Source organism: Dyella choica, assembly GCF_003977665.1.
GTDB lineage: Bacteria > Pseudomonadota > Gammaproteobacteria > Xanthomonadales > Rhodanobacteraceae > Dyella_B > Dyella_B choica.
In genome coordinates, this window is the sequence record NZ_RYYV01000003.1 from 256696 (window position 1) to 282965 (window position 26270).

26 protein-coding genes are annotated in these 26270 nt (G+C 63.8%); 18 read left to right on the forward strand and 8 right to left on the reverse strand.

The window, feature by feature from the left end; translation table 11 throughout:
• Positions 1 to 478 precede the first annotated feature (478 nt).
• Complete coding sequence (locus EKH80_RS05565; protein ID WP_126683734.1) at positions 479 to 919, reverse strand: hypothetical protein; 441 nt, start codon at positions 917 to 919, stop codon at positions 479 to 481.
• Positions 920 to 1072: 153 nt separating this feature from the next.
• Positions 1073 to 1918 carry an archaetidylserine decarboxylase gene (asd, locus tag EKH80_RS05570; RefSeq protein WP_126683735.1) on the reverse strand — a complete coding sequence of 282 codons (846 nt, stop codon included), beginning with the start codon at positions 1916 to 1918 and terminating at the stop codon, positions 1073 to 1075.
• A 216-nt stretch (positions 1919 to 2134) separates the two neighbouring features.
• Here asd and prmB point away from each other — a divergent pair, with 216 nt between their 5' ends.
• The 8 genes from prmB (at position 2135) to EKH80_RS05610 (ending at position 10757) form a co-directional block, all read left to right on the forward strand.
• Positions 2135 to 3061, forward strand: coding sequence for a 50S ribosomal protein L3 N(5)-glutamine methyltransferase (prmB, locus tag EKH80_RS05575; RefSeq protein ID WP_126683736.1), 927 nt, complete (start codon positions 2135 to 2137; stop codon positions 3059 to 3061).
• A 118-nt stretch (positions 3062 to 3179) separates the two neighbouring features.
• Entirely contained in the window at positions 3180 to 4268 is a 1089-nt protein-coding gene (aroC, locus tag EKH80_RS05580; RefSeq protein WP_126683737.1) for a chorismate synthase, read from the forward strand.
• 66 nt (positions 4269 to 4334) lie between these two features.
• Positions 4335 to 5336 carry a 2-hydroxyacid dehydrogenase gene (locus EKH80_RS05585; protein ID WP_126683738.1) on the forward strand — a complete coding sequence of 334 codons (1002 nt, stop codon included), beginning with the start codon at positions 4335 to 4337 and terminating at the stop codon, positions 5334 to 5336.
• A gap of 143 nt (positions 5337 to 5479) precedes the next feature.
• Entirely contained in the window at positions 5480 to 6508 is a 1029-nt protein-coding gene (locus tag EKH80_RS05590) for an aspartate-semialdehyde dehydrogenase (protein ID WP_126683739.1), read from the forward strand.
• Positions 6508 to 6786: a hypothetical protein gene (locus EKH80_RS05595; protein ID WP_230473445.1), complete on the forward strand. Its 279-nt coding sequence runs from the start codon at positions 6508 to 6510 to the stop codon at positions 6784 to 6786. The genes EKH80_RS05590 and EKH80_RS05595 overlap by 1 nt, the downstream gene beginning before the upstream one ends.
• 168 nt (positions 6787 to 6954) lie before the next feature.
• Positions 6955 to 9267 carry a motility hub landmark protein FimV gene (locus EKH80_RS05600; protein WP_126683740.1) on the forward strand — a complete coding sequence of 771 codons (2313 nt, stop codon included), beginning with the start codon at positions 6955 to 6957 and terminating at the stop codon, positions 9265 to 9267.
• 111 nt (positions 9268 to 9378) lie between these two features.
• A complete protein-coding gene (truA, locus tag EKH80_RS05605) occupies positions 9379 to 10146 on the forward strand; it encodes a tRNA pseudouridine(38-40) synthase TruA (RefSeq protein ID WP_126683741.1) in 768 nt (255 codons plus the stop codon).
• Positions 10143 to 10757, forward strand: coding sequence for a phosphoribosylanthranilate isomerase (locus EKH80_RS05610; protein WP_126683742.1), 615 nt, complete (start codon positions 10143 to 10145; stop codon positions 10755 to 10757). The genes truA and EKH80_RS05610 overlap by 4 nt, the downstream gene beginning before the upstream one ends.
• A gap of 147 nt (positions 10758 to 10904) precedes the next feature.
• On the opposite strand, the gene EKH80_RS05615 is transcribed toward EKH80_RS05610, so the two are convergent.
• Positions 10905 to 11789, reverse strand: coding sequence for a LysR family transcriptional regulator (locus tag EKH80_RS05615; RefSeq protein ID WP_126683743.1), 885 nt, complete (start codon positions 11787 to 11789; stop codon positions 10905 to 10907).
• 126 nt (positions 11790 to 11915) lie between these two features.
• Between EKH80_RS05615 and trpB the strand changes: the two genes are divergently transcribed.
• From trpB to accD, 3 genes are all read left to right on the forward strand, one after another.
• Positions 11916 to 13127, forward strand: coding sequence for a tryptophan synthase subunit beta (trpB, locus tag EKH80_RS05620; protein ID WP_126683744.1), 1212 nt, complete (start codon positions 11916 to 11918; stop codon positions 13125 to 13127).
• Positions 13124 to 13924: a tryptophan synthase subunit alpha gene (gene trpA / locus EKH80_RS05625; RefSeq protein ID WP_126683745.1), complete on the forward strand. Its 801-nt coding sequence runs from the start codon at positions 13124 to 13126 to the stop codon at positions 13922 to 13924. Before trpB ends, trpA begins: the two co-directional genes overlap by 4 nt.
• A gap of 209 nt (positions 13925 to 14133) precedes the next feature.
• Positions 14134 to 15003, forward strand: coding sequence for an acetyl-CoA carboxylase, carboxyltransferase subunit beta (gene accD, locus EKH80_RS05630; RefSeq protein WP_126683746.1), 870 nt, complete (start codon positions 14134 to 14136; stop codon positions 15001 to 15003).
• 389 nt (positions 15004 to 15392) lie between these two features.
• Here accD and EKH80_RS05635 read toward each other — a convergent pair whose 3' ends face one another.
• Both EKH80_RS05635 and EKH80_RS05640 read right to left on the reverse strand, forming a co-directional pair.
• Positions 15393 to 15968 (reverse strand): phosphatase PAP2 family protein, encoded by a 576-nt coding sequence (locus EKH80_RS05635; RefSeq protein WP_126683747.1) that lies wholly within the window; start codon positions 15966 to 15968, stop codon positions 15393 to 15395.
• The gene (locus tag EKH80_RS05640; protein ID WP_126683748.1) at positions 15937 to 17097 is read right to left on the reverse strand and encodes a glycosyltransferase family 4 protein; all 1161 of its coding nucleotides are present in this window, start codon (positions 17095 to 17097) and stop codon (positions 15937 to 15939) included. The genes EKH80_RS05635 and EKH80_RS05640 overlap by 32 nt, the downstream gene beginning before the upstream one ends.
• A gap of 167 nt (positions 17098 to 17264) precedes the next feature.
• Here EKH80_RS05640 and EKH80_RS05645 point away from each other — a divergent pair, with 167 nt between their 5' ends.
• The 7 genes from EKH80_RS05645 to EKH80_RS05675 all read left to right on the forward strand — a co-directional run bounded on the left by EKH80_RS05645 (position 17265) and on the right by EKH80_RS05675 (position 21890).
• Positions 17265 to 17699 carry a DUF4399 domain-containing protein gene (locus EKH80_RS05645; RefSeq protein ID WP_126683749.1) on the forward strand — a complete coding sequence of 145 codons (435 nt, stop codon included), beginning with the start codon at positions 17265 to 17267 and terminating at the stop codon, positions 17697 to 17699.
• Positions 17700 to 17795: 96 nt separating this feature from the next.
• Positions 17796 to 19196 carry a glutamate--tRNA ligase gene (gltX, locus tag EKH80_RS05650; RefSeq protein ID WP_126683750.1) on the forward strand — a complete coding sequence of 467 codons (1401 nt, stop codon included), beginning with the start codon at positions 17796 to 17798 and terminating at the stop codon, positions 19194 to 19196.
• A 125-nt stretch (positions 19197 to 19321) separates the two neighbouring features.
• Positions 19322 to 19591, forward strand: coding sequence for a hypothetical protein (locus EKH80_RS05655; protein ID WP_126683751.1), 270 nt, complete (start codon positions 19322 to 19324; stop codon positions 19589 to 19591).
• A gap of 32 nt (positions 19592 to 19623) precedes the next feature.
• Positions 19624 to 20106 carry a transcriptional repressor gene (locus EKH80_RS05660; protein WP_126683752.1) on the forward strand — a complete coding sequence of 161 codons (483 nt, stop codon included), beginning with the start codon at positions 19624 to 19626 and terminating at the stop codon, positions 20104 to 20106.
• 96 nt (positions 20107 to 20202) lie between these two features.
• Positions 20203 to 20637 (forward strand): MerC domain-containing protein, encoded by a 435-nt coding sequence (locus EKH80_RS05665; protein ID WP_126683753.1) that lies wholly within the window; start codon positions 20203 to 20205, stop codon positions 20635 to 20637.
• A gap of 56 nt (positions 20638 to 20693) precedes the next feature.
• Entirely contained in the window at positions 20694 to 21644 is a 951-nt protein-coding gene (locus EKH80_RS05670) for a cation diffusion facilitator family transporter (RefSeq protein ID WP_126683754.1), read from the forward strand.
• A gap of 78 nt (positions 21645 to 21722) precedes the next feature.
• A complete protein-coding gene (locus EKH80_RS05675) occupies positions 21723 to 21890 on the forward strand; it encodes a 30S ribosomal protein THX (RefSeq protein ID WP_126683755.1) in 168 nt (55 codons plus the stop codon).
• Positions 21891 to 21940: 50 nt separating this feature from the next.
• Here the strand turns inward: EKH80_RS05675 and hutI are convergent, their stop codons facing one another.
• From hutI to EKH80_RS05690, 3 genes are all read right to left on the reverse strand, one after another.
• Entirely contained in the window at positions 21941 to 23164 is a 1224-nt protein-coding gene (hutI, locus tag EKH80_RS05680) for an imidazolonepropionase (protein ID WP_126683756.1), read from the reverse strand.
• The gene (locus EKH80_RS05685) at positions 23164 to 24546 is read right to left on the reverse strand and encodes a chloride channel protein (RefSeq protein WP_126683757.1); all 1383 of its coding nucleotides are present in this window, start codon (positions 24544 to 24546) and stop codon (positions 23164 to 23166) included. Before EKH80_RS05685 ends, hutI begins: the two co-directional genes overlap by 1 nt.
• Before the next feature lie 67 nt (positions 24547 to 24613).
• Positions 24614 to 26176: a bifunctional GNAT family N-acetyltransferase/carbon-nitrogen hydrolase family protein gene (locus EKH80_RS05690; protein ID WP_126683758.1), complete on the reverse strand. Its 1563-nt coding sequence runs from the start codon at positions 26174 to 26176 to the stop codon at positions 24614 to 24616.
• Positions 26177 to 26270 lie beyond the last annotated feature (94 nt).

The window sequence follows — 26270 nt, forward strand, 5'->3', positions numbered from 1 at the left end:
CAACGCCTCGACGCCTCGCGGTATAGCGGGGGCGTTGAACCTGGGGCGAACAATTTTCGATCTGGCGATGGACGTTCAGGCTGTTACTTTACCCATGCCAAGAGCCTTTTAGGCCATTTCTTTGGGTTACTTTTCTTTGGGCCAGCAAAGAAAAGTGACTCGGTCGCTTGCGACCGAAAGCGCCGCAGGCAATGCAGCATCCAGCGACATGCAGCAACAGTGCGACGACGAAAAACGGGGCAGTTGGGGTCAGCACCCCAGCCAATCCAAGGACCGAGCGACGAGTAGCGAGGTTGCTAGAAACAGACGCCGCCTGGAGCAATCCGTTTGTTCGCCTCGTCAGTCACCATAATTCCGCGGCAGGGAGCAAAGGCTGGGACGCCCTCGCTACTCGTCGCTCGCCCCTTCATGCGGTGCAGTTCGCCGTGCCGGCGGCGCGTTGGCTCAGCCGGGTTGGTTTTACTGCTTCGAAGAACGCTCAGGCGGCGGCGCCTGAGCGCATCCATTGGGCCATGGTTTCCGACTGTTCGCCGGTGGCATCGCGCAACTCGCGCAGCACACGCAGCACCTGGCGATGCTGCGGCTGTAGGCTGGGGTGTGGAGAATCCTTGGTTTCGTGGTAGGCCACTGCCAGCCACAACGCGATGCCGCGTAGCGCCACTTCAGGGTTGTCCGATTTGGCGCGGCTGAATCCGATTTCGGTGCCCTGGCCCCATGCCGCGTAGCGCAGTTCGGGGGCGGTGCCGTACAGATGCGGGAACTCGCAGCGGGAAGCTTGCCCGATTTCACGCAGTGTCATAACAGCCAGGCGGGCACGCACGCGTGCCGGCAATGCCGAGATGTTGCCCTCGATGTTTCGGAATTGACGGTGCAACAGCCGGGCGCGACCCATCGCGATTAGGCGGGTGACAATCTGCATGTGACCCCTCGTAGGACAGTCCGCAAGGGTGCTTGCGGAGTGAGCGAGAGGATAACGGATGCGTTTTGGTGAAGTGCGCCGAAAACGTCACAAAATGACGACAAATGTCAAAACGCGGCACACCTGGCTTGTCATGAACGTGGGTTCGGGCCGTTAAATGTGACGCAGTTCACCTAATCGTTGGCCAACCTTGATCACCTGCTGCGTGCTGAGCATGTCCAGCTCGGCCGTGCCCTCCGGCAACAGTACGATCACGGTAGAGCCCATGTTGAAGCGCGCCATCTCGGCGAAGCGCTCCAGCTCGATGTTTTGCCCGGTGAATGATTTGCGGCGAACCGACGGTGCATACGGCGGGATGACCAGGCCATCCCAAACGGTGGCGACGGACGACACCAGGATCGCGCCTACCATCACCACCACGAACGGCCCGTGCTCGCCTTCGAAATGACACACCAGGCGTTCGTTGCGCGCGAACAGCCGCGGGATCGCATCCACCGCAAACGGCGCCACACTGAAGATGCGTCCGGGAATATGCACCGTTTCCTTCAGTATGCCGCGCAAAGGCATGTGTACCCGGTGGTAATCGCGCGGCGACAAGTAAATGGTGACGAAGCGGCCATTGCGATACGGCACGGCGGCAGCCTCATCGCCCAAAAGTTCGGCGGCGGTGTATTCCTGGCCTTTGGCCTGGAATATGCGTCCATCGGTGAGGGTGCCTGCTTGGCTGATACGGCCGTCGGCCGGCGATACTAGGGCGCCGGGAGCCGTATCGGCCCGGCGGGCATCGGGGCGCAGCTTTCGCGTAAAGAACGCATTGAAATGGGAATAGGCAAACGGATCCGGTTGGGCCGCTTCGGCCATGTCGACCTGATAGCTGCGCACGATCCGGCCGATCAGAAAATTCTTCCACGGCGCGAACGTCCAGCGCGTAGCCCAATAGACCACGCGCGACAAGGCCCGGTGGGGAAGGATGTATTGCAGGAATAGCTTGAAGGTCATCCGCCAAGTATAAGGAATGGGGCCGATTCCTGGCGAAGGCGGGCTTGCTCAAGAGATCGCAGGCAAGCGCGATTGGCTCAGGGGTAAGGTGGCCATGTGATTGGGGCACGTCCGTGCCCTGCCGTTGACCTGCCGAACGAGCGAGCGCCATGCGCGCATGAGCCGGGTGACGCGCAGTCGCTATACTTCACAATCCCCAAGCCGGACCTGCCCTAAGTGACTGCCGAACTCGAAACGATCATCGACTTCATCCGCTACGGCGCCAGCCGCTTTTCCGCGGCGGGTCTCACCTTCGGCCACAGCCACGACAACCCGATCGACGAGGCCACCCACCTGGTGTTGGCCAGCCTGCACCTGCCGCCGGATATTCCGCCGGCGTACGGTGCCGGCAAGCTCACCGCTGAAGAGCGCCTGCGCGTGCTGAGCTTGATCGAACGCCGCATCGGCGAACGCCTACCGGTGGCTTATCTGGTCGGCGAAACCTGGTTCGCGGGCCTGAAGTTCAAGAGCGACCGCCGCGCCCTGGTGCCACGGTCGCCGATCGCCGAGCTGATCGAAGCCGGCTTTACGCCCTGGCTGGATGGCCGGCAGGTGGAGCGCGCGCTGGATCTGTGTACCGGTTCGGGCTGCATCGGCATCGCCATGGCCGCGTACAACCCGCATTGGCAAGTGGACGTTATCGATATCAGCGACGATGCGTTGTCGCTGGCGCGCGAGAATGTGGCGTTCCAGCACGTCGGCGAGCGTGTGGACGTGATACGTTCCGATTTGTTCGCGGGCCTCAAGGGCCGCAAGTACGAGCTGATCGTCTCCAACCCGCCTTACGTCACCGAAGACGAATACGCCGCGCTGCCTGGCGAATACAGCCATGAGCCCAAGCTGGGCCTCACTTCCGGCGAGGACGGCCTTGATGCCTGCCTGCGCATCCTCGATGAAGCCGTCGACCACCTCACCGAAGACGGCTTGCTGATCGTGGAAGTGGGCGAGAGCGAGCAGGCCTTGACGGCCTTGTTGCCGGAGGTGCCGTTCGTATGGATCGAGTTCAAGGTCGGCCAGATGGGCGTATTCGCCTTGGAGCGACGCGATCTGATCGAGCATGCCGATGCCATTCATGCGGTAGCGCTCGAGCGCAGCCGCGGATAGGTTGGGGTTGAAGACGCCTATACGCCGACGCCTCATAAGCGTAAAGCCCCCGGCCATGGCAAGATGCAAAGCCGCGCCAGGCTGAGGCCGGCCCAGTCCCATCGCCATCGGTTCCCACGTGTCCAGCAATTCCACCGGCAAGCTCTTCACCGTCACCACCTTCGGCGAAAGCCACGGACCGGCCATCGGCTGCGTGGTCGACGGCTGCCCGCCGGGGCTGGCGATTGCGGAGGAGGAGTTCCGCATGGATCTGGACCGGCGCGCCACCGGCCGCAGCCGGCATACCTCGCAGCGCAAGGAGGCCGATGAGGTGGAGATTCTTTCCGGTGTCTACGAGGGCAGCACGACCGGCACGCCGATCGCCTTGCTGATCCGCAACACCGATCAGCGCAGCAAGGACTACGGCGACATCGCGCAGACCTTCCGGCCTGGTCATGCCGATTACACCTATTGGCAGAAATACGGCATCCGCGATCCGCGCGGCGGCGGGCGTTCGTCGGCCCGCGAGACCACCATGCGCGTGGCGGCTGCGGTGATAGCCAAGAAGTGGCTGGCCGAGCGCCATGGCGTGCGCATTCGCGGCTATCTGGCCCGGTTGGGCGAGGTCGCTCCGCAGGGCTTCGATTGGGATGCAGTGGAACGCAATCCGTTCTTCTGGCCGCACGAGCCGCAAGTCCAGCAACTGGAGAAATACATGGACGCGCTGCGCAAGTCCGGCGATTCGGTCGGTGCGCGCGTCAATGTGGAAGCCGAAGGCGTGCCGCCTGGCTGGGGCGAGCCGATCTACGGCAAGCTGGACGGCGATCTCGCCGCCGCACTGATGTCGATCAATGCGGTGAAGGGCGTGGAGATCGGTGATGGCTTCGAGGTGGTCACGCAGCACGGCAGCCAGCATCGCGACGAAATGCATATGGACGGCTTTACGTCCAATCATGCCGGTGGCATTCTGGGCGGCATCAGTACGGGGCAGGTGGTACGCGCCTCGATTGCGCTCAAGCCCACTTCCAGCATTCTTATTCCCGGCCATAGCGTGAACCTGGCCGGCGAGCCGGTCGAAGTGGTGACCAAGGGGCGTCATGATCCCTGCGTCGGCATCCGCGCCACCCCCATCGCCGAGGCGATGATGGCGCTGGTGTTGATGGACCATGCACTGCGCCATCGCGCGCAGTGCGGCGACGTGGGTGAGATAAAACCGCGCCTTCCCTGATGAAGAGGAACCTGCAGGCCCATGCTTGGGCGGCAGGCGACTAGCGCCCCACGGTAGTTGATCGGCATGAGCAAGTCACACAAGGTCTGGGTTTCCCGTCCGCTCTTTCCCGAGGTACTGGACCATTTGGCCCGGTATGTCCATGTGCAGGCGGAAACCAGCGAGCGCAGGCATACGGCGGCCCAGTTGCGCCAAAAGCTTGCGGGCGTCGATGGCGCCATTATCGGCCTGAGCGATCGCATCGATGGCGAAGTGATCGCCGGCAACCGGCGGCTGCGTGCGATCGCCAATCTTGCCGTGGGCTACAACAACCTCGACGTGCCCGCGCTGACGGCGGCCGGCATTTTTGCCACCAATACGCCCGACGTACTCAATGAAACCACCGCCGACTATGCCTGGGCCTTGTTGTTGGCCGCGGCCAGGCGGGTAAGCAGCGCCGAGCGCTGGTTGCGCGCAGGCAACTGGCGCGGCGACATGCGCTTTGACGATTGGCTGGGTCTGGACGTGCACGGCAAGACGCTGGGCATCCTCGGCATGGGGCGCATCGGGCAGGCGATTGCGCGTCGCGCCTACGGCTTCGGCATGCCGGTGCTCTACCACAATCGTTCGCGTCTGTCGGCCGCCATCGAGCACGATTGTCGCGCTGCCTGGGTGGAAAAAGCTGAGCTGCTGCGGCGCGCCGATCATTTGATGCTGGCGCTGCCGTACAGCGCACAGAGCCATCATGCCATTGGCGCAGCCGAACTGGCCTTGATGAAGCCCACGGCCGTGCTGGTGAACATCGCTCGCGGCGGCATCGTCGATGATGCGGCGCTGGCCACGGCTTTGCGCGAAGGCCGCCTGGCTGCGGCCGGGCTCGACGTATTCGAGGGCGAGCCGGCCGTGCTCCCGGGCTTACGCGAACTCGACAACGCCGTGCTTAGCCCCCATCTCGCCAGCGCCAGCGCCGATACGCGCCGTGCGATGGCGCAATTGGCAGCCGATAATCTGCTGGCAGCGTTGGGCTATGGACCTGACGCGGGACGTCCCCGTTCATGGCTCAACCCCGAAGCCGGTGGGCGGACATGAAGCGAAAACGTGATGCATCTCACGTCAGCAGAGCTGTGCCGTGCCGTTCGCACGCCGCCCAGGCTAGATTCCCTGGCTTGGGGTTTGGCCGGGCGGTGATCTCTCAACCCAGCCAACCCATGACGGTTAAAGTGACCTAAGCGATGAGCAAGAAGAGTAGCTACAAGGTAGCAATGGTGGGCGCCACCGGCGCCGTAGGCGAGACCCTGCTGAGCATCCTGGCCCAGCGCGAATTCCCGGTCAGCGAGCTGGTGCCGCTGGCTAGCGAGCGTTCGGCCGGCAGCAAGGTGGAGTTCGCCGGAAAACAGATCACCGTGCAAAACCTGGATGACTACGACTTCAAAGGCGTGGACATCGCCTTCTTCTCGGCCGGCGGCTCGGTAAGCCGCGTGCATGCGCCACGTGCCGCCGCTGCGGGTGCCGTAGTGATCGACAACACCTCCGAATTCCGCTACCAGGACGACATCCCGCTGGTGGTGAGCGAGGTCAATCCGCATGCGATTGCGCAGTACACCACGCGCGGCATCATCGCCAACCCCAATTGCTCCACTATGCAGATGCTGGTAGCGCTGGCGCCGATCCATCGCGCCGTGGGCATCGAGCGCATCAATGTGGCCACGTACCAGTCGGTGTCGGGCGCCGGCCGTTCGGGCATGGAGGAACTGGGCAAGCAGACCGCCGCGCTGCTCAATTTTCAGGACGTGGAAAAGTCCAAGTTCCCCAAGCAGATCGCCTTCAACGTGATCCCGCACATCGACGAATTCCAGGCTAACGGCTACACCAAGGAAGAAATGAAGATGGTGTGGGAGACGCGCAAAATCCTGGAGGACGAATCCATCCAGGTGAACCCCACTGCGGTACGCGTACCGGTTTTCTACGGCCACTCCGAGGCCGTGCACATCGAAACGCGCGACAAGATCACCGCCGAACAGGCGCGCGAGCTGCTGGAACAGGCGCCGGGCGTGGTGGTGCAGGACGAGCGCAAGGCCGGCGGCTATCCCACTCCGGTGGGCGACGCGGCGGGGCAGGATCCGGTGTACGTGGGCCGCATCCGCGAGGACATCTCGCACGAGCACGGCCTTGACCTATGGGTGGTGGCCGACAATATCCGCAAGGGCGCCGCGCTCAATGCTGTGCAGATCGCGGAACTGCTGATCGAGGACTATCTGTAATGCAACGCTTTGGATTGGTTTTGCTGGGCTGTCTACTGGTTTCGAATCTTTTTGCCCAATCGTCTAACGATACCGCCCGCCAGGTGGAGACGGCCAATCAGCGGGTGGCCCAGCACCAGTCCGAGGTGCAGCGTTTACAGCACGACGTAAGCCAGCAGGAGTCCGCCAGCCAGGAGGCGGCGGGCCGGCTTGAGCAGCAGGACCGCACCATCGCCGAGCTGCGCCGGCAGCTCAAGGCGGCGCAGGAAGGTCCCAAGGCACCCGCCGCCGCGCATTGACGGCCGTCACGCCAGGCAAAGAAAACGCCTTGCAAAAGCTTGGGCGGGCAAATCTGGTATTGTTGATTGATGCTTATCTAACTAAAGTGACGCCTTTCAAGAGGAAGGTGCCGCAAGCTGCGGTGCCGTTTCGGTAAAGTGTCCGGGGTGTCTCGGGGGAGCCAAGCAATGAATCGTTCGTTGAAGCTGTCGATACTGCTGGCGCTCGCGCTGGGCAGCGGTCAGGCAGCCGCCGTGGAACTCGGTCAAGCGCACGTCAAGTCGGCGCTGGGACAGCCCCTGCTGGTCGACATACCCGTGACCCAGGCCACCCCGGCGGAGCTGCAAAGCCTGAGTGCCCAGCTTGCCTCCAACGATGCCTTCAGCAAGGCCGGCGGCCAGCGCCCGAGCATTCCCTTGCAATTCAACGTTGTGGACGAAAACGGCCACAAGGTGATCCGTGTCACCAGCAGCAATGCGGTGGACGATCCCTATCTGGATCTGCTGGTGGAGGTGAACAGCAGCACCGGCAGCAGCGTGCGCGAATTCGCGATCCTGCTTGATCCGCCGACCAAGGTGGAGCAGGCGGCCGCCAGTAGCACACCGGCCCGCCATCGCGCGCCGGCAGGCGGCACGTCGGCCCCCGCCAATACCGCCAGCGCTCCCGCGCCGCACCGTGCAGCGCCGGCCCGCGCCGCCGCAGCCGAAGTGAAGAACGGCCAGATTGGTCCGGTTGAGAAGGGCGCCACGCTCTCGCATATCGCCGCCGAAGTTACGCCGTCCGGCGTCAACGTCGACCAGATGATGCTGGCGTTGAAGTCCGCCAATCCGAATGCCTTTTACCGTGACAACATCAATGCCCTGAAGGCTGGTGTGGTCCTGCGCGTTCCGTCACGCGACGACGCGCTGGCCACCGCCGCCGCTGTCGCCGCCGCGACGGTGCAGCAGCAGAACGCCGATTGGCGCAATGGCACCAGTACGCCGGTCGCCGTCGCAGCCGGCGGTACGCGCGAAAACACTTCCGTTGCCCCGACTGCCAACAGCAATGCCGATCGTCTGGCGCTGACGCCACCGGGCAGCGAAGGCCAGGCGGCCGGCGGCACCAGCGGCAAGGGCGGCGCCAATGCCGCCGTGCGCCAGCAACTGCAGCGCAGCCAGGAAACGCTCGCCTCATTGCAGCAGCAGAGCAGCGAGTTGAAGTCGCGCCTGAAAGATCTGGAAGACCTCAACACCAAGAACCAGCGCTTGCTGGCATTGAAAGACAACCAGATCGCCGACCTGCAGAAGCAGCTCGCGGAGGCCCGCAAAGAGGCGAGCAAGCCGGCCGCCACGGTCCCCGCTGCGCCGGCACCGACGCCGGCGCCGGTGGCTGCGAACAAGCCGGTGGCACCGCCTGCACCCGTTTCGGAACCGCATCCAGCTGCTGCGCCTGCTCCGACTGTGGCTGCCGCGTCGAGCGCCGCCAAGCCGGTCACGCCGCCGGCTGCTGCGGCGGGTGCAGAACACGGCGTAGTCACCACCCCACTGAACGCCCCGGCAAAGCCCAAGCCGACAGTCCAGCCTCACCATGTACCGACACCGGCGCTGGAAGAGCAGCCCTGGTATATGGAGACCTGGGCCTGGGCCGCAGGCGCTGGTGTCATCGTGCTGGGCCTCGTGGGCGTACTGCTGTCGCGTCGCGGCAAGTCCACGACCAAGCCACCGAAGACCGCCGTACCGTCCAAGGGCGGCTCGCTGGCCGATCGCTTCGGCACGGCAGAAGAGGGCGATCAGCCCGGTTCCGATCCGGATCAGGACGAGCTGCTCGACCAGCTGGCTGAGCAGCCCGACGACATCGGCTTGCATCTGGAGCTGGTGAGCCTGTACTACACCCGTCGCGACGTGGAGCATTTCGAAGCCTCCGCGGAAGCCATGCATGCGCACATCACCGATCCGAACCAGCCGGAATGGCAGGACGTGGTGCACATGGGGCGCGACCTGGCGCCAGGCCATCCGCTGTTCGCCGAAGTGGCCGCCGACGCTACGTCCGTACGCGAGCCGGTGCATCATTTCGATCTGGACAGCTATGGCCATCCGCCGGCTGCAGAGCCGGCTGCCCCGGCCAAGAGCCCGGCGCCGCAGCCCGCCAAGGTCAGTGAATACCATTTCGACTTCGACCTGACCCCTCACCAGCCCGAGCCGGTGACCAAAGGCGCCGCGCCGTCGATCCATGAGCCGGAAGAGGAGCCGGTTTCCACCTGGAAGTTCGACGAAGAGCTGGCCGACGAGCCGCAGGCCGGGCACGCCGCCCACCCTGGGCACACTGCCCACGCCGGGCACACCGAGCACGACGCTTTCGGCGAACTGCACGATGATCCGGTCGACACCAAGCTTGACCTGGCGCGTGCCTACCTCGACATGGGCGACCCGGACGGCGCTCGCGCGATGCTTGAAGAAGTGATCCACGAAGGCACCCAGATGCAGCGGGACATGGCGAAGCAGTTGCTGGAAAAGATCAGCTGACCTTTGCTCAATTAGAGGCGCACTCGATCGGGCCGGCCATGCCGGCCCGATGCGTTTTCGGCACCTGCTACTCTTATCCACTGGTTGAGCTTTTCGAGCGTTACCTCACGCATGCGCATTGCCTTAGGGATCGAATACGACGGCACCGATTTCCTCGGCTGGCAACGGCTGAGCCACGGCGCCAGCGTGCAGGCCAGCCTGGAGCAGGCGCTTTCGTTCGTAGCGGCCCAAGCCATCGAGGTAACTTGCGCCGGGCGCACCGACGCCGGGGTGCATGGCCGTTGCCAGGTGGTGCATTTCGATACCGGGGTGCAGCGCGATCTGCGCGGCTGGGTGCTTGGCGCATGCTCCAACCTTCCCACCAGCGTGGCGGTGCTATGGGCGAAGGTGACGCCGGATGATTTTCATGCGCGCTTCTCCGCGCGCAGCCGGCGCTATCGCTACACCATTCTCAATCGCGGCATTCGCCCTGCGCTGGATGCGCGTTACGTCGCCTGGGAGCGCCTGCCGCTGGATGCGGAGCAAATGCACGCCGCGGCGCAGGCGCTGATCGGCGAGCACGACTTTTCCGCCTTTCGCGCGCTGTCCTGCCAGGCGGCGCATGCACGGCGAGAGGTGAAATCCCTGAGCGTTCGGCGCGCCGGAGAGCAGGTCATCGTGGAGATCGAGGCCAATGCGTTTCTCCACCATATGGTACGCAATATCGTCGGCTCGCTCTTGCCGGTGGGACGAGGCGAACAACCGGCGGCATGGATTGCTGAGCTGCTGGCCGGGCGCAATCGCGAAGTGGCCGGGCCCACCGCGGCAGCTTCAGGGCTTGCGTTCATCGGTCCGCGCTACCCACGACATTGGGGTTTGCCCCAGGAGGTGAGCGAATGACACGCATCAAATGTTGCGGCATGACTCGGATCGAGGATGCCTTGCTGGCGGCCGAATTGGGCGCCGATGCGATCGGCGTGGTACTCACCGCGCACAGCAAACGGCAGGTGTCGCTGCAGCAGGCGCGCACCATCGTCGAGGCGATGCCTCCCTTCGTCACCACGGTGGCATTGTGCATGGACGACGAAGCGAGCTTCGTGCAGGAGGTCATCGACGTCGTGCGCCCTTCGATGCTGCAGTTCCACGGCAGCGAGAGCGATGAATGGTGCAAGCAATTCGGCCAGCCTTATCTGAAGGCGATCGCGATGGGCGAGGGTGCCGCCGCGCTCTATCAGCTGCGTGATCACCCTCACGCTGCGGCGCTGCTGCTGGATGGACATGGCCTGGGCGAGGCGGGCGGCAGCGGCAAATCCTTCGACTGGTCGCTGATGCCGCGTGATTTGCGTCAGCCGCTGATACTCGCCGGTGGTTTGAATGCGGCGAATGTTGCCACGGCGATCCGCGTCGCGCGGCCTTGGGCGGTGGACGTGTCGAGCGGGATCGAGTCGGCAGCGGGAATCAAGGATGCCGACAAGATGCGCGAGTTCATTGCCGCTGTTCGCTCTGTTTAGTCCTTGCTCTCATTGCCGTCATTCCCGCGTAAGCGGAAGCGCTTTTCAACAGCGGATGCTGGTCAATCCATTTTCCTTCCGTACCGGATCAAAATGGGTTCCCGCTTGCGCGGGAATGACGACGACGGCTGGGATTGTCATCCCAGCCTACGTGCTTAATGCATTGCGCATCCAATCCGCCAACGCATCGACGCGGTTGTCGCTTCGGTGTTGTGGCGTCGCCAGAATCCAGCTGGCCGCCGTCTGCTGAAACCCCCACGGCGCAAGCAGGCGTCCCGCATCCAGATCGTCCTGCACAAGCTGCATGGGTGCGATCGCTACGCCCAGCCCCGCAACCGCGGCTTCCAACAAATAGAACAGATGCGTAAAGCCCTGTCCGTAATGCAGGGATTGGGCAGCCATTCCCTTCGCCTGCGCCCAGGCGGGCCATGCCTGCGGACGCGAACGGGTGTGCAATAGATCTTCATCCAGCAAGGCAGTGGCGCCGCATTCCAGTAAGCGCTCCAGGCCCGCATAACGCGGGCTGACGACAGGTCCAATGCGCTCAGGCGCCAGGACATGCACTTGCCAGCCAGGCGGCCATGGCGGTGCAGCCAGCGCAAGCGCGGCATCCGGCTCCGCATGCCGTGGTAAGAGGGGGTCTTCTTCCGGCGACAAATGCAGCCTTAGCTCCGGTATGTCGCGTTCCAGCCTTTCCAGCCGCGGGATGATCCAGCGGGCAAGCAGGCTGCCGGCGCAGCCGAGCACGAAGGGCGCATCCGCGCGGCCGCGTTGCAAGTCGGCCCAGCCATCGCGCAATTGCTCGAAAGCGCCGCTTACACGGTCACGCAATTGCTCCCCGATGGAAGTAAGGGCTACGCCGCGTCCCTGACGGGCGAACAGGGGCTGGCCCAGGGCTTCTTCCAGCACCCGCAGTTGCCGGCTGATGGCGCCGTGGGTGACGTGTAGTTCCTCGGCTGCACGGCCCACGCTACCCAGGCGGGCGGTGGCCTCGAAGGCGCGCAAGGCGTTGAGGGAGGGCAGGTCACGCACGGATGCTGTGAGTTTATTTAACAATTAAGGGCGATCATATCGCTTTTTCGCTCCGTACATTCGCGCTATTTTCCTTGGCTTCAGGGCATCCCTCCGCTGCCCGTCATTGCCTAGGATTTCTGACCAATGCCTACGCTCCAGGATTTCCATCAATGGCCCGATGAGCAGGGGCGCTTCGGCGACTTCGGCGGGCAGTACGTGGCCGAGACCTTGATGGCGCCGCTGGCCGAACTCAAGCAAGCCTATCTGCGCCTGCGCGAGGACCCCGAATTCCTGCGCGAGCTGGATCGCGACCTTACTCACTACGTGGGCCGTCCCAGTCCGATCTACCACGCCGAGCGGCTGTCCAGGCACGTCGGCGGCGCGCGCATCCTGCTCAAACGCGAGGACTTGAACCACACTGGAGCGCACAAGATCAACAACACCATCGGCCAGGCGCTGGTAGCCAAGCGCATGGGCAAGCCGCGCGTCATCGCCGAAACCGGCGCCGGCCAGCATGGCGTGGCAACCGCGACCGTAGCCGCACGATTTGGCTTGAAATGCGTGGTGTATATGGGCGCTGTCGACATCGAGCGGCAGAAAATCAATGTGTACCGCATGAAGCTGCTGGGTGCGGACGTGGTGCCGGTCACGTCAGGATCGAAAACGCTGAAGGATGCGTTGAACGAAGCCATGCGCGATTGGGTCACCAACGTCGCCGACACGTTCTACATCATCGGCACGGTGGCGGGGCCGCATCCGTATCCGATGATGGTGCGCGATTTCAACGCCATCGTGGGGCGCGAGGCACGCGCACAGATGCTGGAGCAATACGGCCGTCTGCCGGACGTGCTCACTGCCTGCGTGGGTGGCGGTTCCAATGCGATCGGTCTGTTCCATGCGTTTCTCAACGACCGCAGCGTGCGCCTCGTCGGCGCCGAAGCGGCGGGAGAAGGCATTGCCACCGGCCATCATGCCGCTTCGCTGGCGGCCGGGCGGCCTGGCGTGTTGCACGGCAATCGCACCTACGTGCTGTGCGACGACAACGGCCAGATCACCGAAACGCATTCGGTCTCGGCGGGCCTGGATTATCCGGGCGTCGGTCCTGAGCACGCCTTCCTGAAAGACGCCGGCCGTGCCCAATACGTTGGCGTCACCGACGACGAAGCCCTGGAGGCGTTCCACTTGCTTGCACGCACCGAAGGCATTCTGGCCGCACTCGAATCCAGCCACGCCGTGGCGCAGGCCTTGAAGCTGGCGCGTGAACTGCCGAAGGACGGCATCGTGCTGTGCAATCTTTCCGGTCGAGGGGATAAAGACGTCCACACGATCGCCGCCCGCGAAGGAGTGCAGGTATGAGCCGCCTGGACAAGCGCTTCGCCGCGTTGCAGGCCGCCGGCCGCACGGGCTTGATTCCCTTCGTCACCGCCGGCGATCCCGTGCCGGAGCATGCGGTGAGCTTGATGCATGCGTTGGTCGATGCCGGCGCCGACGTCATCGAGCTGGGTGTACCGTTCTCCGATCCGATGGCCGATGGTCCGGTGATCCAGCACGCCAGCGAGCGTGCCATCGCCAAGGGCGTGGGTCTGGGCGACGTGCTCAAATGGGTGGCCCAATTCCGCCAGCGCGATCAAGCCACGCCGGTCGTATTGATGGGCTACCTCAATCCGGTGGAAATCCGTGGGTACGTGCGCTTTGCAGCGGAAGCGGTGGCGGCGGGCGTGGATGGTGTGTTGCTGGTGGATTGCCCATGGGAGGAAACTGAAGTGCTGGCGCCGCTGCGCGCCGCCGGCCTTAAGCAAATCTTGTTGGCTGCGCCCACTACCGCACCCGAGCGTATGGCGCAACTGTGCGAGGCTGCCGAAGGTTTCCTGTACTATGTGTCGTTCGCCGGGATCACCGGGGCAGGACGCTTGAGTACGCAGGATATCGCCGTGCGCGTGGCCGATATCCGCAAGCGTGCGAAAGCACCCGTCGCCGTGGGGTTTGGCGTGAAGGATGCGCAGAGCGCGAAAGCGATCAGTGCGTTCGCCGACGCCGTGGTCATCGGCAGCGCGCTGGTGGAGCGGCTGGAGGGTGCGGCAACGGCGCAGGACATCGTGACCCGGGTCGGCGATTTTCTCCGCCCGATACGCGCGGCACTGGACGCCGGCTGACAACCTCATTCTTCCTGTCCGGAGCAGGCTGGGCGAGGGCGTCGGGGGTTACGAAACCATAACGAAACGGCTGAGGGGATGTGTACCAGGCCCCCAGCCCGAGGCTTTGGTCACCTCGCCCTTTATCTCGGTGGAAAAGACACCATGGAGATAGGGGTGACCCAGGCGTGCCGAGCAGGCGCGCTTGTTTCCAGATTGAGGCGGAATCCATGAACTGGCTGCAAAAAATCATGACACCCCGCGCGCGGACGCAAGGTTCCGCCGCCGGCAAGGGCAAGGTACCCGAAGGTGTGTGGGAAAAATGCGCCGGCTGCGGCGCCGTGTTGTACAAGCCGGAGCTGGAACGCAACCTGATGGTCTGCCCCAAGTGCAGCCATCATCATGCGATCGGTGCGCGCGAGCGCCTGCTGGCGTTCCTCGACGAAGGCAGTACGCAGGAACTGTGGGCCAGCATGGAGCCGATTGATCCACTGAAGTTCCGCGATGCCAAGAAATACCGCGACCGTATCACTGCCGCACAGAAAGCGAGCGGCCAGAAAGATGCGCTGGTCGCGATGAGCGGCAAGCTCAAGGATCACCCGCTGATGGCCGTCGCGTTCGAGTACCGCTACATCGGCGGCTCGATGGGTTCGGTGGTTGGCGAGAAGTTCACCCGCGCCGCCGAGCGTGCCCTGAGCGAACGCAGCGCCCTGGTGTGTTTTTCCGCCACCGGTGGTGCGCGCATGCAGGAGGCGCTGTTTTCGTTGATGCAGATGGCCAAGACCTCCGCTGCGCTGGCGCGGTTGCGCGAGGCTGGCATTCCGTACGTCAGCGTGCTCACGGATCCGACCACCGGCGGTGTTTCCGCGAGCCTTGGCATGCTGGGCGACATCAACGTGGCCGAACCGAAGGCGCTGATCGGCTTCGCCGGTCCGCGCGTGATCGAGCAGACGGTGCGCGAGACGTTGCCGGAAGGCTTCCAGCGATCGGAATTCCTGCTGGAACACGGCGCGGTCGACATGATCGTGGATCGCCGGCAGATGCGCGACAAGCTGGCCGATGTGATGAACATCTTGCGCAAGGTGCCGCGTGCGGCGTGAGTTGCGCTGCATGAAGTATTGAAACGACGCCGCCTTCGGGCGGCGTTGTCGTTTCTGTCCTGCGCTTACCTAGTAGGCAGGGATGACAATCCCAGCATCTTGCGGTTTGCATGCGTGGTGATGCTGGGATTGTCATCCCAGCCTACGAGCCGCACGCATCGTGAGCTGGATGTTTTCCACAACTTGTGTGGAAGCCTTGCTGGAAACCCTGTGGAAAACCCGCGCAGGCATCTTTTCCATCAAGCACTTGGCACAGCGTGATGAAAAATTGCGCAACAAATGCGCGTACTTTTCCACAACTATTGTGGAAAGTATCCGGGAGAGCCTGTGGATAGGTGCGCTATGTCGTTGAGCGCAAAGCGTGCAAGGACGGTGTGATCAACGATTGATCAGCCGAACAGCTGCGGCGCGCTGTGCACCATCCAAAGCGACAGCGCGCCTAGGCCGCTGCCAACGAAAATCGCCGCGAGCACATCACTCGGATAATGCAAGCCAAGAATCACGCGCGATGCCGCTACCAGTGCAGTGAACGTCAGCAACAGCGGTGCGAGCAGCGGATACCACGCCAATGCGACGATGGTGAAGCCCACGGCTTGCAGCGTGTGTCCGGAGGGGAAGCTGAATTCATCCAGCGGCGGTACGTGCGCGATCACGCCGGGGCAGGTGCGGAACGGACGCGGGCGGCGCGTCCAGCGCTTCAGGACGCGATACAGGCCTAGTGCAACCAGGCCGGTAATGGCCATGTGCGCAGCGGCTTCCAGCCCGCGCAGGCCGTCGATCAGGGCCAGGGCGAGCATCAGCGAGTACCAGAACACGCCGTCGCCGAGGCGGCTGATGATGCCGAAGAACAAGCCGACGGCATGTCGCGCGCCCCAGCGGTTGGCGGCGATGCACATGCGCCGGTCGAACGCGTGGCGCGGCAGCGCGACAGGCTCAGGCAGGTGCGATGGTGACATGGCGGTCATGCATGTTCTCCTCGACCAGTTCGCGCAACAGGTTTTCGAATTCGCGGATTACCGCTTCCGGTGAAAGCCGCTCGACGCTCTCCACCGCCGCGCGCCCCATGTGGCGGATCAATGGAGTGTCGCCGGCCAACGTCACGGCAGCCGACGTGAAGGCCTGGGCATCGCCGGAATTGATGCGGAAGCCGTTGATGCCATCGAACAGGTGCTCGCGTGCGGCACCTTCCGCATAGGCCACCACCGGCAAGCCGGCAGCGAGCGCTTCCAGGATCACGTTGCCGAAGGTTTCGCTGAGGCTGGGGAACGGGAACAGATCCGCGCTTGCGTAATGCGCGGCCAGGGCTTCATCGCGCTGCATGCCGACGAAGATGAAATCCGGGTGCGCAGCCTGCAGTGCCGCGCGGGCCGGACCATCCCCTACCCACACATAGCGGGCCTTGGGCGTTGCCTTCTGGATCGCGCGGAAGGTTCCCACCGCCAACTCCAGGTTCTTCTCCGGCGCGATGCGGCCCACGTAGAGCACCACCGGCGTGTCGGCATCCACACCCCAGCTTTCGCGCAGGGCGTTGTCGCGCTTGGATGGATGGAACAGCCTGGTATCCACGGCGCGACGCAGCAGACGCGCGTGATCGACGCCCATCGCCGTGAGTTCGGCGGCAAGGGCGTCGGTGGGCACCAGCGTGACGTTTGCACGCTGGTGGAAGCGGCGCAGGTAGCCATGCACCACAGGTGTCAGAAAACCCACGCCATAGTGATTGGCATAGGCGTCAAAGCGGGTATGGAAACCCGTGGCGACGGGAACGCCCAGTCGGAGCGCCGTTTTGACTGCCGAACGGCCGAGCGGGCCTTCGGTGGCAACGTAGATTGCATCAGGTCGGCGTTGGGTCCAGCGTTGCCGCAAGGTACGTGGCACTGGGAGTCCGAAGCGCAGGCCTGGATAGCGGGGCAGGGCCGCGCCGCGTGTCTCCAGGGCAACGATGCCGGGTTCGTCGGTGTGGCTGACCGTTTGGCGAGGACGGATGAGATCGATCTCGTGGCCTTTCGCGGCCAGGCCGGTCGCCAGACTATGCACGGTGAGGGCGACACCGTTGATTTCCGGCGGATACGTCTCGCTAATGATGCCGATACGCATGGCGCATCCTCGTCTTGTACGGCGACAGCTTGAGCTTGCGCCGTTTCGCGGCGATGGCGCTAACGTGACAGGGCGGTTACGCGTGTTACGGAACGGCGAAAACGGTGTCCTGGAGGGCCCAACTCGGCTAAATTGCGTGAACGGAAGTTTGCATAGGAGGTTCCCGCATGAAACGTATGCTACTTGCTCTTGCGTTGACCACCGTGGCCGGGGCTGCTTTTGCCGCCGACGCGCCCGCTCTACCGGTGACCAAGGCCCCGGCCGGCGCCGAGGTCTACATCCTATCGCCGCAGGACGGCGCCACCGTAGCGCCATCCTTTACCGTCCGTTTCGGCCTGAAGGGTATGGGCGTGGCACCTGCCGGCGTCGCCCATGAAAACACCGGCCACCACCACCTGCTGGTGGATGTGAAAACACTGCCGGTGGCCGGCCAGCCCATCCCGAAGGACGAGCAGCACATCCACTTCGGCGGCGGCCAGACGGAAACCACGCTGAAACTGCCGCCCGGCACGCACACGCTGCAGTTGGAGCTGGGCGATACCAATCACATTCCGTTCGATCCGCCGGTGGTGTCTAAGCCGATCACGGTGCATGTGAAGTAGCCATGGCATCAACCCCCTTTCCCGGTAGGGAGAGGGGAGTTCGGCGGCGCGATCGGTTAAAATTTCAGGTTCCGTCCCGATGCCACGCTTGAGCTCATGACCGTCCGCACCCGCTTCGCCCCCAGTCCCACCGGTTTCCTGCACATCGGCGGTGCGCGCACCGCGCTGTACTGCTGGCTGGAAGCGCGCCGCCGCGGCGGCGAGTTCCTGCTGCGCATCGAGGACACCGACCGCGAGCGCTCCACCGACGAGGCCGTGCAGGCGATCCTCGACGCCATGCAATGGCTGGATCTGAATGCCGACGAGGCGCCGATCTACCAGACGCATCGCCTGGACCGCTACAAGCAGGTCGCCCTCGAGCTGGTGGCGGCCGGCAAGGCCTACTACGCCTACGAAACCAAGGAAGAAATCGAGGCGATGCGTGAAGCCGCCATGGCGCGTGGTGAGAAGCCGCGCTACAACGGCTATTACCGCGATCGCAATGAGCCCTGCCGCGACGATCCGAACCGCGTGATTCGCTTCAAGAACCCGTTGGAAGGCACCGTGGTGTTCGAGGACAAGGTGAAGGGCAGGGTGGAATGGTCCAATGCCGAGCTGGACGACCTGGTGATCTTCCGTTCCGATGGGTGGCCGACCTACAACTTCGCCGTGGTGGTCGACGATATCGACATGGGCATCACCGAGGTGATCCGCGGCGACGACCACGTCAACAACACTCCACGCCAGATCAACATCTATCGGGCGTTGGGCGCGCAGGTACCGGAATTCGCGCACTTGCCGATGATCCTCGACAAGGAAGGCAAGAAGCTTTCCAAGCGCACCAATTCGGTGAGCGTGATGGAGTACCGCGAAAACGGTTTTCTGCCGCACGCGATCCTGAATTACCTGGTGCGCCTGGGCTGGTCGCACGGCGACCAGGAAATCTTCTCGCGCGAGGAAATGATCAAGCTGTTCGATGCCGCTGACGTCAACAAGGCTGCCTCGCGCTTCGATACCGAAAAGCTGCTGTGGCTCAACCAGCATTATCTGAAGACGGATGACCCTGAAGCGCTGGCGCCGGAATTCCGCTGGCACCTCGCGCGTGCCGGCGTCGATCTCAGCAAGGGCCCCGCACCGGCCGACGTGATCGTCGCCTTGCGCGATCGCGTGCACACGCTCAATGAAATGGCCGAGCGCGCGAAGATCTGGTATGGCCCGATCACCGAATGGGACGACAAGGCAGTCGCCAAGCACCTGAAAAACGCCAGCGCCGTGCAGGTATTGCAAGCCGCGCGCGAACTGCTCGCCGACTGCGTCTGGAAACCCGAGCGTATCCATCAGGTGATCGAGCAGATCGCCGCGAAGCTGGAGCTTGGCATGGGCAAGATCGCCCAGCCGCTGCGGGTGGCGATGACCGGCACGCAAGTGTCGCCATCGATCGATCACACTATCTACCTCGCCGGGCGCGAGGTGGCGCTCAAGCGCATCGACGAGGCAGTGGCGCTGGCCCAGGATTGAGCTGGCGGCAGCAGTTAAGTAGGCTGGGATGACAATCCCAGCTTCGCATCCGGCGTCTTCGTGCTGGGATTGCCATCCCAGCCTACGATGATCATCCCAGCCTGCATCCTTGAGCCTCGTCGTAGATGGAAGAACTCCTCGCCAAAGCCAGCCAGGGTGTCGACCTGGACGCCCCCGACGCCTATCTGCACATCCTCATGAACCTGATGGCAATGATTCCGTGGGCCGCGCTGTTCTGGTGGAACCTGGTGTTCGTGGCGGTGGGCGCCCTGCTCGGCTGGTGGCGCGGCAAGCTGCTGGCCGGCGTGATCTGGGCGCTGGTGCTGGGACCGATAGGCTGGGTGGTCGTGCTGCTGACCCCCAAATCAGCCAAACCGCCGCCGCTGCCGCGCTAGGCGCTGTATCATCGTTACCGAGGTGAATTCCCTTGAGCGACAGCACGTCCGGCAAAACCCACGTCCACCATCATCATGAAGGCCCCGCGGCGTTCGTGGCTGCGGTGGAGCATGCCAGCGAGGAGCGCGGCCTGCGTCTCACGCCGCTGCGCAAGGAAGTGCTGGAGCTGATCGCGGCAGCCGGCAAGCCGGTAAAGGCCTATGACCTGCTCGATCAGCTGCGTGAACGCCATGGCAATGCAGCGCCGCCCACCGTCTATCGCGCGCTGGATTTCCTGCTGGAAAACGGCTTCATCCACAAGCTCGAATCGATCAACGCCTTCGTGTCCTGCCATCACCCGGCCGAGGCGCACCAGGTGCCGTTCCTGATCTGCGACATCTGCTCAAGCGCGCAGGAAGTGTGCGACGAGCGGGTGGCCGAGCTGATCGAAGCCCAGGCCAAGGCGTTCGGTTTCCGTCCCCAGGCGCAGACGCTGGAAGTGCACGGCGTGTGCAAGCAGTGTCGCAAGGCCTGACCGCGCAGGGACGAAGCTTGCAGGTATCTTGCGAATGTTATAATGTATCAAAAGCCGGTGCCGCGCCGGCCTTTTCGCATTGTGCCGTCCCTGCCTATGGATACCACGCCCACGCAAAAGAGCGCCCGCTGGTGGAACCTCGCCGATCGCATCGGCGCCGCCGCATCGTTCCTTTGCGCCATTCATTGCGCCGCGTTGCCCTTCGTACTTGCGATACTCCCGCTGGTCGGCCTGAGCTTTCTCGCCGATCACGCCTTTGAGCGCAACTTCGTGTTGTTTGCCAGTGCGCTGGCGCTGGTCGCACTGGTCAACGGCTATCGCCGCCACCATCGACCGCTGCCGCTGCGCCTGGCGTTTCCGGGACTCACGCTGCTGGTGATAGGCGTTACTTTCGCGGAAAGCCATTCGATCATCGTGCACAGCGTGATGGTGACCTGCGGTGGCTTGCTGCTCGCCTCCGCGCATTTCTTCAATCTTCGTTTCGACCGGCTGCATGGCCATGTGCATGGTCCGCAATGTGCACACGGCTGAACCGTGCAGGGACGCGGTGATTGTGTAACGGGCAGGTTGGTTCCTAGCATGGCGGCATGAATCACGCGCACGGCCACATCCACGATCATCATGATCATCACAGTCATCCCCACGCCACGAACGTAGGCGGGCGTGAGCGCAAATTGCTGTTTGCCTTCGTGCTCACCACGGGCATGATGCTTGGCGAAGCCGCCGGCGGCTGGTGGTCCGGATCGCTGGCACTGCTCGCCGATGCCGGCCACATGCTGGTGGACGCGGCCGCATTGCTGCTTGCCTTGTTTGCCGCGCGCATGGCACGGCGTCCGGCCGATGCGCAGCGCACTTACGGCTACGGCCGCATGGAAGTGCTGGCCGGTTTCGTGAATGCACTGACGCAATTCGTGCTGGTCGGGTTCATCGCCTATGAAGCCATCGAACGCTTCTTCAAGCCGGTGGCGATACTTTCCGGCGTGATGCTGGTGGTGGCGATCATCGGCCTGCTGGTGAACCTGATCGTGCTGCGCAGCCTGCACGACCACGCCCACGACGACGTGAACATCGGCGCGGCGAGCCTGCACGTGCTAGGTGATCTGCTCGGATCGGTCGGTGCCGTGTTGGCTGCCCTGGCGGTTCGCTGGCTGGACTGGAATTGGGCGGATCCGGCGTTATCGGTGCTGGTGTCGCTGTTGATCCTGCACAGCGCCTGGCAGTTGTTGCGGCGTTCCACGCATATCCTGCTGGAGGGGGTGCCCGAAGGCATGGATCCGCACGAAGTGGAAACGGCCTTGCGTAGTGCCGATGCATCGATCCGCGACGTGCACCATCTGCATGTGTGGCAGCTCGCTTCCGGTTCACGCATGGCCACGCTGCACCTGGAACTGCATGATCGGGACGCCGGCGCGCGTGCCTTGGCAGCGGTCAACCGCACCTTGCTGGAGCGTTTTGGCATCCGTCACGCCACGGTGCAGATCGATCCGGGCGATTGCCCGGACGGCAGCCCGGGCTGCAATGCGCAGCATCATCATTAAGCCTGGGCGCCTTGCGCTTTGGCCTACGGCTGCTACGATGATTGGCCATCAACAGCATTACGAATCAAGGAGCTTCCCATGGGCAAGGGCGATCGCAAAACCCGCCGCGGCAAGACCTACCGTAGCAGCTACGGCAACACCCGCCTGCACTCCGCAAAGCCTGCAGTGGCCGGCGCCAGCTCGGCCGTGACCAAGCCGGCTGCCGTGAAGAAGGCTGCTCCCGCTCCGAAGAAGAAGTCGGCCTGAACGAGTCCGCTCGCAGGTACGGAAAGCCCCCGCCAGTCGGGGGTTTTTTGTTATGGAACCGGTACAGCCACGCCGCCGACCCATAGCCGTCTCAGCAGCCCGCCGCCGATCCAATAGCAAAGCTCAGCCGGCTGCTTCACATTCCACACCACCAGGTCCGCACGCTTGCCGAGCGCCAGCGTGCCGCGATCCGCCAGGCCAAGCGCGCGCGCGGCGTTCACGGTGATACCGCGCAGGGCCTCCTCGGGCGTCATGCGGAATAGCGTACAAGCCATGTTTGCGGCAAGTCGCAATGAAAGCAGGGGGGACGTGCCGGGATTGCAGTCCGTCGCGATCGCGATGGGAACACCATGGGCGCGCAGAGCCGTCACCGGTGGCAGCTTGGTTTCGCGTAGCGCATAAAATGCGCCTGGCAACAGCACGGCGACGGTGCCTGCGCGCGACATCGCTTGAATGCCCGCGCTGCTGAGGTATTCGAGATGATCGGCCGATAGCCCGCCGAATTCGGCTACCAACGCGGCACCGTCCAGATCCGAGAGTTGCTCGGCATGCAGCTTCACGCGTAAGCCAAGCTGCCGCGCGTGCTCGAACACGCGTTGGGTTTCGGTGCGGGTGAAGCCTATGCCTTCGCAGAAGGCATCCACCGCGTCCACCAGGCCTTCGCCGGCGAGGGCGGGCAGCCATTCATGGCAGACCAGGTCGACATACTCATCCCGGCGCTCCTTGTATTCGGGAGGCAGGGCATGCAGGCCAAGCAAGCTGGTCTGAACGTGAATCCCCAGCGCCTGGCCGATACGGCGCGCCACGCGCAGCATGCGCCGTTCCGCTTCCAGCTCAAGGCCGTAGCCGGATTTGATTTCCAGCGTGGTGACGCCATCGGCAAGCAAAGCGCGTGCGCGTGGCAGCGACTGGTCGAACAGCTCGTCTTCGCTTGCGTTGCGCGTGGCGCGCACGCTGGAGACGATGCCGCCGCCGGCGCGTGCAATCTCTTCGTAGGTGGCGCCATTGAGACGCAGATCGAATTCCTGCGCGCGGTCGCCGCCGAATACCAGGTGCGTATGGCAGTCGATCAAGCCTGGCGTGACCAGCGCGCCGTCGACGTCATGCACCACGCGTGCGGCGGAGGCTGATGCTGCAGGCAGGTCGCGCATCGAGCCGATCCATACGATCCGTCCGTCCTGGCAGGCGACGGCGGCATCGTCCAGCTGACCATAGCTGGCTTGGCCAACGAAAGTCGCCAGCGAGGCGTGGGTGAGTAGCAGATCCCAGTTCATCAGTCGGATTCTTCGCTATGGGAATGGATGGGAGCCATCGGTACGGCCCTCAGCCGCTCGAAGTCCTGGATCATGCGTTCGGCAAAATCCTTGTACACCGGCGTGGGCGAAACGATGGATGACGCGGCACGCGCCAGCAAGCACGCGGCCATGATCGGTATCACCATGTTCTGGTTGTTGGTGAGTTCCATCGCGATCACCGCGGAAGTGAGCGGCGAACCGGTCACACCTGCGAGATAGGCGCTCATGCCCAGCAGCACGACTGCCTCGCCCGGTACATGGGGAAGAAAGTAGGCAATGTTGTGGCCCAGGCCCGCGCCGACTGCCAATGCCGGCGAGAAGATGCCGCCCGGAATACCGGCCCAGTAGGACACCACGTTGGCCAACAGCTTGAGCACGCCGAAACCTTGTCCGGGCGTATCGGCGGCACCTTGCACGAACGCGCGCGCCTGCGCGTAGCCGGTGCCATAAACCGTGTCATGCGACAGCACGCCGATCACCGCCAGGGCAAACCCGCAGCCGATCGCGAATGGCACGGGGTGGCGTTCGCGCAGCTTGCCGATGGCCGCCAGCGGGCCCTGCCTGCCCAGCAGGATCAGCCGCGCGAACAGGCCGCCCGCCAGGCCGCAAACAACGCCGCACTCCAGAACCGCCAGCCAGGCATGCCCCAGGGGCAGGCTGGCCTGCACTGTGCCGAAATAGGCGTAGTTGCCGAGGATGCCCATCGACACTACGCCACCCACGAACACGGCGGTGAGCAGCAAACCGCTGAACCGGTGTTCGAAGGTGCCGGCCAGTTCCTCGATGGCGAACACCACGCCCGCCAGCGGCGTGTTGAAGGCGGCGGCGATGCCGGCGGCGCCACCGGCAAGCACGAAGCGCGACAGGGCCTTGGGATCGTCGAAGCCGAAGCGCCGGCCAAGCCAGTGCATCAGTCCCGCGCCGACGTGCACGGTAGGCCCTTCACGGCCGATCGAAGCGCCCACGGCCAGCGCGAGCAGGGTCAGCACCATCTTGCTGAGCGCGATCGGCAGGGCCAGCATCTTTGCGCGAAAGCCGGCATCGTCCACTTGGATGGCCGCAATCACTTGCGGAATGCCGCTGCCGCGCGCAGCACGCAGGCGCCCTTCGGTAACCCAGCACAGCAGGCCGAAAACCAGCGGAGTAAACACCAGCGGCAGCCAGCTCCCGTGAGTCAGCAGTAGCTGGAACAGGCGGTATGCCCAGTCGCTGGCCTTGGCGAACAGGATCGCGGCGAGCGCGACGAGTACCGCGCCGCTCCATAGCGCGATGCGGCGTTTCCATTGGTAGGGCGCGAAGAATTCGTGACCCAGTACGGCGCGCAGGCGGGGGTTGGAGGCTTTGGGGGCTGGCGCGGGCATCGGCAGATTATGGCAGACGCGCAGCTTTGCTCCCTCTCCTATAGGTAGTAGGGGAGGGGCAGGCGATTCAGCGCGACTGTCTCAGCCACCGAGTCTCATACAGGTCATACCTTCGATCCTTCAGGTTCTGCACCGTACCCGCATTGCGCGCGCGCGCCAGGCCTTCCAGCCTGAGATCGGCGAACAGCACCGTTTCGATGTTCGGCGTGGAATCCGCCGCCACCCCATCGCGTGCAAACAGGAAATCGCTGGGCGTCAGAATGCAGCTTTGCCCGTACTGGATGTCGAAATTGTTGACTCCGGGCAGGTTGCCGACGTTGCCGGAAAGGATCACGTAGCACTGGTTTTCGATCGCCCGTGCCTGGGCGCAGTAGCGAACGCGCAGATAGCCTTCGCGCACGTCGGTGCAGAAGGGCACGAACAGCATCAAGGCGCCCTGGTCCGCCAGATGCCGCGCTACTTCGGGAAACTCGGCGTCATAGCAGATCATCACGCCGATCGGGCCGCAGTCGGTCTGGATGGTCGCGGCGCCGTCGCCGCCGGATACGTTCCACACGTTGCGTTCGCTGGGCGTGGGATGCAGTTTTTCGCGCTCGTGGATCGAGCCATCGCGCAGGCATACGTAGCACACGTTGTGAATGTCGCCATTGGACTGTTCAGTAGGATGCGAACCGCCCACGATGTTGATGTTGTAGCGCACCGCCAGGTGGTTGAAGAGTTCCTTCACCTGCGGCGTGTAATGGCTCAGCTTGCGGATGGTTTCCACCGGCGAGAGTTCTTCGTTCTCGATCGACAGCAACTGCAGCGTGAGCATTTCCGGGAACGTCACGAAATCCGCGTTGTAGTCCGCCGCTATGTCGGTGAAGTATTCGACTTGCGTGGCGAATTCGTCGAACGACTTGATGCGCCGCTGCTGATATTGCACGGTTGCCACGCGCACCGAATCGGGCAGGTGCCGCGGCGACTGTACGGCGGGTATGTCCGGTTGATCGAGCAGGGCCGGGTTGCGCCATACCAGGTGCGCCGCGTAGCCAAGCGACTCGTAGTCCGACGGCACATACCCGCGCAGCAGCCCGATGATCTCGAAATCGTTCGCCAGCTGGAAACTCAGGGTGGGATCGCGCCGGCGACCTTCCACCACCGCCTGTACATAGGTCTCCGGACCGCCATACCGCTGGACGTTTCGGGCCAGCCCGGGGATGCGCCCGCCGAAGGTGATGCCACGCAGCTTCAGGTCCATGCATAGGCGCTTGCGTGCTTGATACAGCCGTTGGCCGATGCGCATGCCGCGGTAGTCCGGATGCACCACCACCTCCATGCCGTACAGCCAGTTGCCGTCCGGGTTGTGGCGCGAGGCCATGCCGCCGCCGGTGATCTGCATCCAGGTGTGCGGTTTCAGCGCCAATGACTCGTCGAGGCGGAAGGTGGCGCAATAGCCCACGATGTTGCCCTCGTACTCCACCACGAATTGGCCTTCGGGGAAATGCGTCTGCTGGGAGCGCAGCATTTCCGCCGAGTGCCCCCATTCGGGCGTGTAGACGCGAGCAGTAAGGTTGACCAACGCGGCCACATCGCCCGGGACCGCTTGGCGCAGGTTCAGCAGGGGGGCGTTTTCATTCTTCTTAGCCATGCTCTTCATCCTTTCGCAGAGAAGGTGAAGCAGATGCGAGTATGGCCGTTGGGGAGCCTTTGATCTCCCTGGGCCGGTTACACTTGGCGGGCTA